The organism is Psychrobacter communis (assembly GCF_014836505.1).
In the GTDB taxonomy this organism is placed as follows: domain Bacteria; phylum Pseudomonadota; class Gammaproteobacteria; order Pseudomonadales; family Moraxellaceae; genus Psychrobacter; species Psychrobacter faecalis.
Genome location: NZ_JACSQR010000052.1, coordinates 1 through 11,369 on the forward strand (window position 1 = coordinate 1; position 11,369 = coordinate 11,369).

General features: G+C 41.8%; 6 protein-coding genes. 2 read left to right on the plus strand and 4 right to left on the minus strand.

Annotation, left to right across the window (positions count from 1 at the left end):
• Positions 1 to 58: 58 nt before the first annotated feature.
• The 4 genes from H9653_RS11790 to H9653_RS11805 form a co-directional block, all read right to left on the minus strand.
• The gene (locus H9653_RS11790) at positions 59 to 1,357 is read right to left on the minus strand and encodes a DUF11 domain-containing protein (protein ID WP_191692509.1); all 1,299 of its coding nucleotides are present in this window, start codon (positions 1,355 to 1,357) and stop codon (positions 59 to 61) included.
• A 132-nt stretch (positions 1,358 to 1,489) separates the two neighbouring features.
• Positions 1,490 to 3,532 carry a hypothetical protein gene (locus H9653_RS11795; RefSeq protein WP_191692510.1) on the minus strand — a complete coding sequence of 681 codons (2,043 nt, stop codon included), beginning with the start codon at positions 3,530 to 3,532 and terminating at the stop codon, positions 1,490 to 1,492.
• Between the two features lie 66 nt (positions 3,533 to 3,598).
• A complete protein-coding gene (locus H9653_RS11800; RefSeq protein ID WP_191692511.1) occupies positions 3,599 to 4,063 on the minus strand; it encodes a hypothetical protein in 465 nt (154 codons plus the stop codon).
• A gap of 269 nt (positions 4,064 to 4,332) precedes the next feature.
• On the minus strand, positions 4,333 to 5,985 hold the full coding sequence (locus H9653_RS11805) for a hypothetical protein (protein WP_191692512.1): 1,653 nt from the start codon (positions 5,983 to 5,985) through the stop codon (positions 4,333 to 4,335).
• A gap of 597 nt (positions 5,986 to 6,582) precedes the next feature.
• Here H9653_RS11805 and aceE point away from each other — a divergent pair.
• Together aceE and H9653_RS11815 are read left to right on the plus strand one after the other, a co-directional pair.
• On the plus strand, positions 6,583 to 9,396 hold the full coding sequence (aceE, locus tag H9653_RS11810; protein WP_191692513.1) for a pyruvate dehydrogenase (acetyl-transferring), homodimeric type: 2,814 nt from the start codon (positions 6,583 to 6,585) through the stop codon (positions 9,394 to 9,396).
• Between the two features lie 39 nt (positions 9,397 to 9,435).
• Complete coding sequence (locus H9653_RS11815; RefSeq protein ID WP_191692514.1) at positions 9,436 to 11,211, plus strand: 2-oxo acid dehydrogenase subunit E2; 1,776 nt, start codon at positions 9,436 to 9,438, stop codon at positions 11,209 to 11,211.
• Positions 11,212 to 11,369: the final 158 nt, after the last annotated feature.

Below are 11,369 nucleotides of genomic sequence, written 5' to 3' on the forward strand. Positions count from 1 at the left end.
TCTTGGTAAACTTACTTTAGCAACTTCGGACTTCTTTTTTTATCTTTTTTTTGAGCCCTTATCCCGAACTGGGGTTACCTAAACTTAAAACTTGGTATTTGCCGTCGCTTTTAAACTCAGTCGTTTGGGCTTTATCAATACGCACGCTGCTATCTACGTAGGCAAAACCGCGCGGTAGGGCGTCTTTTAATTGCACGTCGTAGGCGGTCGACTCACCATTATTGGTAACATTGATGCTGTAATTAACATAGTCGCCAAATTCAGCACTTTTAAAGTCACTTTCTTTGGTCACTACTAAACTAGCACTGTCATCAATGATAGTAATTTGGTTGGCCAAATTATCGATACGAACGGTCAAATCAGCGTCGCTTGGCAGCTGCTCATTACCAGTGCCGACAGAAGGCGCGATACAAGCATCGAGGCTGGCGGTCAAAGTATCATTTTTTAAAGTCTGAATGATTTTATCATTGATAGCATTGGCATTGTTTTGCGTCGGTGCTGAAAGCTGATATTTACCAGTGCTGTTACCGGTTTCAATTCCTTTTAATGAGTACTTATCACCAGTCAGTAAAGAGGTAATCGTGACCCATACTTGATCAGGTTTATCTAACTGAACATTACATTGCGCGTAGCTGGCTTCGATATAGACGTTATCGTCCAATTGCGAAGTGGTTTTATTATCATCAAACTTAGGAGTGGTAAAGTTAATCTCAGGCTCAACGATAATCAGTTTATCAGTGGCATTAACCATCGCTACTGACGGATCTTCTAATACCACGGCACCGATTTTTATATCAGCAGTATCGCCACTTTTGCCGTTAGGGTCTGACAATGCTTGTACAATAAGTTGGATGCTTTCGCTGTGTCCAAGTTTAATTTGGGCACGTAAATTATCAAAGATAATCTCGCTGTCAGCACTATCAATGATGCCGTTTTTATTTAGATCTTGATAAACTTTAATGTTCGAGAGGGTTGGCGCGATATTAAGTGTCAACTCAACCGTTTGATTGCTATAGCTGGTATTATTTAAGACATTGACCCAGTTTACTGAGGCGTTTGGCATGACAGTAAATAACGGCTGCTGGCTTAAGCTGATGCCGTATTCGGGTAGAGCAGAGGCTTTAACTTGTACTTGGTTCGAGGTGCTAGATATCGTGACGTCAGACTGGCTATTGACGTTATAGGTGGCGTTTGCAATGTTATTGATAATTTGTAGATTCAGGTTTGCTGCTGAATTTGAATCAGTCGCTGCAAACGCCATATTCGATTGCATAAGCAACATCGCCACTGACAGCGCAGAGATCTTCGCTGTACATAATGCGGTACGATTAGACGGTGTCATTACAGATAGAGTCATATGTCGCTTATCCAATGAAACATAAAGGGGGTGGTAACGCTCTAGCTTGACTAATAAAATTTAATTGGCTCAAGCTAGAGGGTTGTTCTATAAGCAGCTGTTGCTACTTGTAGGGTTGTAATTAATTAAATATTAACGATTAGTTTTGATTTTGACTCTGAATTTAAGTACAGCGCTTTGACCAGGAGTCAAGGTGGCTACATTGGCATAGATAGAAGGAACAGCGTTTGTACCTAATGGAGTACCGTCAGTAGCATCAGTTTCAGCCCCTGTACCCACTTTTATTTTGCCAGTATTATCAACATAATCAGCAGCAGCACTAAATTGAGACTTTGCATCTGCAATAAGTAAATCAGTAATACTGAAACCTAGACCTGCTGGAGACGCAGATGAAGTGTTTTCTGCTGTAATTTGATAAATAACACACTGCCCAGGGGTTGCTGAAAGAGCAGTAGCTGAACTACTAAAGCTTGCATTAGCGTCTATAGCGCCATCACAATCTGAATCTAGAGCTTGAGCTTTGACTAAAGTCAAACCCTTAACAGTCGTCGTATCGGTAATAGGAGGGACAGTTGGGAAGCCAGCACCGGCAGCAGTCAATTTGACAATCGTCTCTTCTTTACTACCTATATCTGCCCCAATAGATTCCATATTGTATCTAACTTCTAACTTACCACCTGGTGCAATACCTACACCGTTACCAGGAAATTGAGTACTGCTAATAGTATAAACATCACCGACTCTGGTTGGCGTTACAGGGATTGGCTGAGTAGCTGTACCACCTGCTGGTGTGTAAACTAAGTAAAATTGACTAGGAACAGGATTGACTTGTGCGTTAGTGCCGTCAGTAATCGTAAGTGTTAGTGGATTGGCGGTATTACCTTCGATATCCTGTCCATTGTTGGTGATGGTAGCGGTATGAGTTACTTGACCATTGGTATTAGTATTAGAGGTAAGCGGTGCTATTTCTTTCGTGGTTGCGACACCAAGAGTTAAGGCGCGCTTGATAGTTGTTAAGGGTTGAGTGTAATCAGTTCCATCATCTACAGTTGGAGCAGTGCCACTGGTTTTATCTTCATCGTTGGTTACGTAGAAATTACCGACGTTTTCAACTGTACTGTCGGTGCTATCAATAAGTATATTGTCAGCGGTAGTCGCGTCGTCATCTAGATCGTCGGTGACTTTAACATGGTTAAGTGCGCCAACTGCGATCGCAGCGTCTTTAGCTCTCTTGACGACAAGTGTTATCGTTATTTTCCCACCTACAGGAATACTCGCACCTTTTAGATTAAATCCACTGGTACCTAAACCACCTGAATTAGCAGGATCTAAGGTACCAACAGTAGCTCCACCACTAACTGTAATATCTGGACTAGATGTAGATAAAGTTTTTGCTATAATTAAGCCAGTTGGGAGACTATCGGTAGTTTGTATGTCAGTGGCAACGTCTGAAAACGCTGTTGTAGGGTTACTAATAACAATAGTATAAGTCGATGTGTCATCGTTATTATTAAGATCTAAAGGTTTAATGATTGTTTTGATTATACTAAAAGTAGGTAGTATGGTTTTGGACTTATTGATATTGGTTACCGAATCATTGCCAGTTGCCAAGGCTGTACCAGTTGCTGTTAGGTCTAAATTCTGAGTATCGCCACCTTTATTACCATTGGTTTTTGCTTTAACTGTGATGACAGCAAACTGATTGCTTTCAAGAGGAATTTTGGTGTTGCTAGCATTAATAGTACCTGCAGTTCCAGTAGTTGGTGTAGGTGTTTCACCATCAGTGTAGATTCTATAAGTGATAGTAGAGTTAGTAAGATCAAACTGTTTAGTATCATCAGTCCGGTCTGTTACTGTAATAGTATAATTATCTTTACGATTACCTTCGTTAGTTAACCGATGTTCAAAAACGACAAATCCGTTAGGAGCTACTGTTTTGTCATTGTCTTGAGTCAAAGAAAATGAAACCTGTTCCGAAACAGTGATTTTGACTGGGTTAGATTCAACGTCAGGCTGTTTTACGCCTGCTACGTTATACGATGCTTTTGCAATGTTGTTTATTTCGACAGTGGTTATCGTTTGACCACTATCAACAGCATTAGCGCTAGTAGATAACCCCATTACCGCAGCGACGCCAATAGCTAGCAAACTATAGTTAAAAGTGTTTGATTTCATATATTGCTCCAAAAGTGATGATAAAAACCATGTGTAAGGTTGAAAAAAATGAACGGATAAAGGGGTTTAATTAACAGTAGTATTTAGAGCAACAGTTGCTGATTTTTGTGCTGGCAATAACTTGATATTCCAGCGCAGGGTACGATACTCAGAAAAAGGGATTTTGACCATTTTGCCGTCGACTTTACGCATGAGTGGCATATCGGCGTAGTTTTTACCGTCGATACTCGCTTGCGCGGTTGAAGGGATAGCTTCACCAGTGAAGGTCATGTTCGCAGGAATAGGCAGCACAACTGCCAAGTCTTGAATGTCGTTATTGATTGTGTTGCTATAGGTGGCTTTATACTGAATGACCGTACCAGCCGGCGCATTACGAACTGGTAGATAAGTGGTTTTGCCCTCAGCGTTCTTGATGACTTTGTTGGCAGTTAAATCCATCTTTAAGGCGTCATCGGCATTTGCTGTACCTAGTAAAAGTACAGATGCTGATATAGCGAATAAGGTATGGCGTAAAAAATGAGAACCTTTCATATGAAATCCTTTATTAAATCGTCACTATCAGAAATGATTTGGCTTGTGCCGCCAGCAAACTAGATAGTTACTGGGCTTTCGATAAGTTGAAAAATCTCGACTGTGCTCTTAGAATAGATTTTTACAAATTGCTTACATACTGTCACTATAAAAGCGACAAAAGGTCGTTTGAGGTAGCTGAACGGTAAAAGCCCTATCTGGAAAGATAGGGCTTTTGTTGGAAATAATTAAGTTTTGAATATTAGAGAGAATGCAAGAGGTGATGGATATTAAGGGTCTACAGTCGTTCCATATTTGGTGTTGAAATAGAAAACCTTATTATCTCTAGCAGATAATACAAGTGGTTTGGTAATGACCGGATTGTTTTGACCTATAACCACACTGTTAGAAGCGTACTCAGAAGAATTAAAAACTGGACCAATCAATACTGAGGTGATTAAAGCTCCCTCTACTCCTTTTTTCTGTAATTTATCCTGCATGATAAAATCATTAATAACAAGGTTTGAGCGGTTGGTTGCAGTAATTCTATAAGCAATACACTGACCAGGGATAATACTATTTTCACCAATACTACTTTCACTAAAGCCCGTTCTAGGATTAGTATTTCCTGGAGTATTCAAAGTAGAGGCAGTGTAGTCTAAAGTTGAAGGGCAGTCATTTACGAACTGGGCTTTTCTTAATACTAATGCAGCGTTTGCAGGAATAACTCTGCCAAAATTTCTATTTATATAGTTAAAAGTAGTAGCTGCGAATCCTATGTTAATCTTGGCGCTACTGGTTCGAATAGGGTAGGTACTGATGCCGTTAGTACGATCCTCTATAACACAAATATCTGTACTACCATTAAAGGTACTAAGAGGAAGATTAAACTGATATTGACCGATTGTTGTACCATTGCCTGCTACCTGCTGCGTCGCATAGACAGTAGCAGGATTCGTACAGTTAACCAGCTTCACACTACTACCAGTAATACCAGTTTCAGAAGATGTGTTAAATACTCCATTGAAGTAGTCGCTATTATTGGTATACGGACTTGTAGTAGTGGTGATGTCAGCATTCTCTTTGCTAGCTCTATTACTAGCGATACCACCATTATCATCGAATACTGTACCTGAGAAGATATATTCGGGAATGTAGCAGTAGTTGTCTACTCGAAAATCAATCTCTTGGTTAGTGGGCGTGTTTCGGACATATGTAGGATTGTTCGTATAACGGATAGTGATTTTATTGACGGCTTGAGTAAATTGTATAGATCCTTGACAGCCAGTATCTAGATTTTTTGGAGGGCAGTTGTTAGATGTACTGTTGTTCAAGCCATTGACGTCAACAACGTTAGAACCGTTTATAGATTGGAATGTACCATTTATAGTATTACCCGATTCTGTAATACCTGTAATTTTTATATAGTCATCAAATAGGCTATTTGTAGCATTAGAATAATCGATATCGAATGCGCTTAAAGCAACATTTGAGAGATTAATAGGTTGATTGGTAATCGTATTGCGGAATTCAAAATTAATATCAGTATATGCCGTTACGCTAGGAAAGTTACGTCTGACATTGATAGCCCTGTTAGAGCCACTATCAATAACACCGAAATTAGATAAAGTGGTATTAGGGCTTGACTCCACCGTGCTAATTTTGATCTCTAAAGGAATACGACCTGAATCATTACCCATAATCCTGACAAAATTATTGGTATTAAGTGCATTTACTAAATTGGTATAGTCATTATTAAGGAGGCTACCTTGTGCCGCTCCCATGATACCTCGGCAAGTAGCACCCGGATTAGCCGTAAGAGCCAGCGCTCTATTGCTAACAAACAGCAAAGCCATAACGATTAATAGGAATAGCATTCGACATACATACCCACTCAATGATTGTGAGCCTATTAGATTTGGAAAACGTTGAATATGCTGCATATTGCTATCCCTTAAACCGAAACCAGCTAAGATCTTCTACTCAAATCTTAATTGAATTACTATTTTAGTAAAATGTAGGTATTACGTAACTTGATATATTAAGCAAGAATCTAATAAAAATCCTAAAAAACAGACGAATGGCAGCTTTAGTATGACCAAACACATTAAAATGCTAAATTTAAGTAATGGCTCCGTAAATTAAAACGACTAAACAATATTCTAAAATATCGCAAAAAGAATAATCACTATTTATTTCAAAAATACTTGTCATATCGGCATTTCTTCATAGCTATAAACAAATCCACAATAAGTACCTATAATAGAGTGTCATTATCATTTGATAGTGAGAATTGCATAGTGGCTACCGTTTAATTTTACAACGGTGTTTATTTGCGCCTAATGCTACTCTACAGTGATACGATTTATTTAGAAGTCTCTGTTATAACCCTGAATAATAATGCCCTGCTTAGATGCGGCAAGGACGTTATAGGCAAGGCACCACCAATTCAATTGATTGCTCATTAAGATACGTAAACACTCTGATTTAATAACACCCTGCTATCATGCAGGGCTGACTGATAAAAAGGATTAATAAAGATGAACTATTATAAGGATGCTGATAGCACCGAAACCCAAGAATGGCTGGAAGCCTTTGAGTCGGTTATCAAACATGCCGATAAGGATCGAGCGCAGTTTTTATTAAAAGCGTTATACAACATGGCGGTACAAGAAGGACTGCCATTTAACCGTCTCGATACCGCTTATATCAATACCATCGCGGTTGAAGATGAGCCAATGTACCCAGGTGACTTGACAATTGAGCGTAAAATTCGGGCTTTGATTCGCTACAACGCATTGGCAATGGTTATGCGTGCCAACAAAAATGATGATGATTTAGGCGGTCACCTAGCAACTTTTGCTTCAAGTGCGACCCTTTATGAAACCGGATTTAACCATTTCTTCCGGGCGGCAAGCGATCATTTCGGCGGTGATATGATTTATTATCAAGGTCACTCAGCGCCCGGTATTTATGCGCGCTCTTATTTAGAAGGTCGTTTAGATGAAGAACAATTAGATAACTTTCGCCGTGAAGTAGGCGGCAAGGGTCTGTCAAGCTATCCGCACCCATATTTGATGCCAGATTATTGGCAGTTCCCAACCGTATCGATGGGCTTGGGCCCAATTATGTCCATTTACCATGCGCACGTGCATCGTTATATGGAAAACCGCGGCTTGCTAGAAAAAGAAGATCGCAAGATTTGGACCTTCTTAGGTGATGGCGAAACTGATGAGCCAGAAAGCTTGGGTGCAATTTCTCTTGCTGGTCGTGAGAAATTGGACAATTTAATTTGGGTCGTCAACTGTAACTTACAGCGTCTCGATGGTCCTGTGCGTGGTAACGGCAAGATTATTCAGGAGCTTGAGTCGGTATTTCGCGGTGCAGGCTGGCGCGTGATTAAGGTGATTTGGGGTGGTCAGTGGGATACCTTGTTAGATAAAGATACAACGGGCGTGCTTAAATATCGCATGGAAGAAGCGGTCGACGGTGAATATCAGCTATATGAAGCCCGTACGCCTGAATTTACCCGTAAAGAGTTTTTTGGTAAATATCCTGAGTTAGAGGAGATGGCAAACGAGCTGTCTGACCATGATATTTCACGCTTAAACCGTGGCGGTCATGATCCGATGAAGGTCTATGCTGCTTTTAGTGAAGCGATGAAAACCAAAGGCCAACCAACTGTGGTCTTAGTGAAAACGGTTAAAGGTTATGGTCTGTCAAATCAAGCACAAGCAGTCAATAAGACGCATCAAATCAAAAAACTCGATCATGAAGCTTTGATGTACTTCCGTGACCGTTTTGACTTGCCATTTACTGATGAAGAGTTAGAGACGCTACCGTTTTATCGTCCAAAAGAAGACTCGCTGGAGATGAAATATCTAAAAGGTCGCCGTGAAGCCTTAGGTGGTCATCTGCCCAATCGCCGTAGTGGTCATATCCCATTAAATATTCCAGAGTTGTCTATTTTCGATCGCGTGCTAAAAGGCAGTAATGGTAAAGAGCAATCGACTACCATGGTGTTTGTGCGCTTGCTAGCAGCGATGCTAAAAAATAAAGACATTCAAGATCGCGTCGTACCAATCGTTCCTGATGAAGCGCGCACCTTTGGTCTAGAAGGTATGTTCCGCCAATTGGGTATTTATTCAGCTTCTGGACAAAAATATACGCCAGAGGATAGTGAAGCTTTGATGGGTTATAAAGAAGCCATCGATGGTCACATGTTAGAAGAAGGCATTAACGAAGCGGGCGCAATGAGTACATGGATTGCTCTGGCAACCAGTTATTCTGTCAACGCCTTGCCGATGATTCCACTGTATATTTATTACTCTATGTTTGGCTTTCAGCGTGTTGGCGACTTGGCATGGGCAGCAGGTGACTGTCAGGCACAAGGTTTCTTACTTGGCGCAACGGCTGGCCGTACCACGCTAAACGGCGAAGGCTTGCAGCATCAAGATGGTCATTCACAAATTTTATTCAACGTCGTACCGAACTGCGTGACTTATGATCCTTGCTTCGGTTATGAGCTGGCAGTGATTATGCATGATGGTCTACGCCGCATGTATGGTGAGGGCGAGCGCGTTTATTATTACTTAACCTTGATGAATGAAAACTACGAACAACCTGCCATGCCAGAAGGTGTCGAAGAAGGCATCAAGCGTGGTATGTATTTGTTAGAAGACAATGGTTCAAGCCAAGTTCAGCTATTAGGTTCAGGCGTTATTTTACGCGAAGTGCAAAAAGCGGCGAAAATACTACAAGATGAGTTTAATATCTCATCTAACGTCTGGAGCGTAACCAGCTTTAACGAGCTGACCCGCGATGGTATGGCTTGTGATGATTATAACCGCCTGCATCCAATGGATGAAGAAGTGGTGCCATGGGTGACCGAACAGCTTGCCCCGCACGAAGGTATCGTCGTCGCAGCGACCGATTATATGCGCAATTATCCAGAACAAATCCGCGCATGGTTACCTGACAATCGCCCTTATACGACTTTAGGTACTGATGGCTATGGTCGCTCGGACACTCGTGAGCAATTACGTAGCTTCTTCCATGTCGATGCCGCGCACATTGTGGTTGCGACACTTAAGCGCTTAGCTGATGAAGGTGAAGTTGAGATGCGTCTGGTAAAAGATGCGATTTCAAGCTTTGGTATCGAAGCGGATCAACCGCCTGCATGGCAACAACAGCCTCATTATGATCATTTCCCAGATGCCCCAGGCCCTGACAATGTACATCCGAACCCTGTGCCAGAGTTTGTCAGTGAAGATGATGACGAAATAAGCAGCGAAGGCCGCGCAGAAGATCCAGCCGATGCCGCCTTACTCAATGATGACGACGTCAAAGAATAGCCCAAAGACAAGGCAATAATAATATAAGGAGAATTACGGATGGACATTAAAGCCCCCGATTTGGGTGTTGATAGCGCCGAAGTCAGTGAGATTATGGTCGAAGTTGGCGACGTTATTGCAAAAGATGACAATATTATCTTATTAGAATCTGATAAAGCCTCAGTAGAAGTACCAAGCTCGGCTGCCGGTAAAGTGACTAAAATAAGCGTAGCAGTCGGCGATCAAGTCAGCGAAGGCATGGTGCTCATTGAGCTTGAAAGCGAAGCAGATGCCGATAGCCAAAATGATAGTCAAAGCAATGATAAACAAAGCGCTGAGAAAGAAAGCACTGACAAACAAAATGCAGCGCAGGATAGTCAGCAAGCAGAGAAGCAAAACGATACTGATGCTAATGCAGCTGAGGCAAATACTTCTCAACCTGCAAAACAAGCAGGCGCGGAAATAGGAAAAGCAACGACGCACGCCTTACCAGACTTAGGTGTCGACGAAGCGCAAGTGGCTGAAATTATGGTTAGTGTCGGCGATATGGTCACTGCTGATCAATCAATTTTGCTCATTGAGTCTGATAAAGCGTCGGTTGAAGTACCAGCGCCAGAAACAGGCAAGATTGAAAAAATATTGGTGCAAGCGGGTGATATGGTCGCCAATGGTCAAGACTTTATCGTGATTATTGGTGAAGGTTCAGAGAGCGGCAGTAATAATGCTAGTGAATCTAAGGCTGATACTTCTGAGACGCAAGTGTCCAAGCCAGCTGAAGCAGAAGATAAGAGCGCTGATTTAGACCAAAAAGTCAACAAGCAAACGACTGGTGAGCCTAAACAAGCCGCTAAATCTACGGCTAATACTAGCACTGCAAATGCTAAGCTAACCGAATCGCAAGTCAACGAAAAAATGGTCGATATTTATGCTGGTCCTGCCGTGCGTAAACTTGCGCGTCAGCTAGGCGTTGATATTACTCAAGTGACGGGTTCGGCGCTTAACGATCGTATCTTAAAAGAAGATTTGTTTGCCCATGTAAAAGACAGCTTGAGTAAGCAAAAAACTGCACCTACAAGTAATAATATGGCAAGCTCAAGCCTGCCAAGCTTACCTGATATGAGCAATACTGAGATATGGGGCGAGAGCGAAGTACAAGATTTAAGCCGCCTACAAAAAGTCTCGATACCGCAGCTCAATTACAATACTTTGCTGCCGCAAGTGACGCAGTTTGATTTGTCAGACATCACGGACACTGAAAAGTTACGTGGTGAGCTTAAAGGCGCTATGAAGGCGGAAGGTATCGGCTTCACGATTTTAGCTTTTGTCGTTAAAGCAACTGCTTATGCGTTAACCCAGCATCCACGCTTTAATAGTCATTTGAGTGACGATAATACCCAAATTATCTTACGTAAAAGCGTCAATATGGGCATTGCGGTCGCGACGGATGATGGCCTGATTGTACCTGTTATCAAAAATGTGCAAGATAAAGGCTTAAAGCAAATCGCCATTGAGATAGGCGAGCTTGCGGTCAAAGCGCGTGATAAGAAGCTCACGGCTAAAGAATTACAAGGCGCAAGCTTTACCATCTCTAGTCAAGGTAACTTAGGTGGTACCGCATTTACGCCTCTGGTAAATTGGCCACAAGTAGGTATTTTAGGGGTGTCAGAAGCCAGTATGCAGCCGCGTTGGAATGCTAGTAAGCAATCTTTCGAGCCGCGTCTGATGTTGCCGTTATCTTTGTCTTACGATCATCGGGTGATTAATGGCGCCGATGCTGCGGTATTTACCCGTTATATCGCAAGTTTGCTGGCAGATCCACGCCGCATTTTGCTATAGGCTTGCTTATTCATTATAATTAGATATATCGTTAAAAGGACTGTCTGCGGATGGTCTTTTTTATATCTCTTATTTAATAAGTAACCCCAGTTCGGGATAAGGGCTCAAAAAAAGATAAAAAAAGAAGTCCAAAGTTGCTAAAGTAAGTTTACCAAGAC